The 238-nt window shown below is 67.2% G+C and carries 1 protein-coding gene; it reads right to left on the bottom strand.

Features of this window, described 5'->3' with window-relative positions; genetic code table 11:
• Positions 1-238, bottom strand: a 238-nt coding sequence (locus tag ACMUOY_RS20915) for a DUF3482 domain-containing protein (protein ID WP_413894621.1), incomplete at both ends; no start/stop codon positions are given.

Raw genomic sequence — 238 nt, 5'->3', positions numbered from 1 at the left:
CCGAAGTGCGCGACGGCAAGGTACAGCATCAAGGACTTGCCGAACGCTTCCGTCAGCGAATCCTGGCTCCAGCCCACCACCTTTTTGTCTTTCCGGGTGTAGACGTTGTAGCCCTTGGCCAGCGCCGCGGCGGCCGTGGCGCCCAGCACACCGCCCACCAGCGCGCCGGTGCCCAGCGTCAAACCGCCGCTGACCAGATCGGCGCCCAGGCCACTCAGGACGCCGGAGATGACACCGA

The organism is Candidatus Skiveiella danica, assembly GCF_022705245.1.
Taxonomy (GTDB): domain Bacteria; phylum Pseudomonadota; class Gammaproteobacteria; order Burkholderiales; family Burkholderiaceae_C; genus Skiveiella; species Skiveiella danica.
This window is presented reverse-complemented; position numbering and strand designations above follow the sequence as displayed.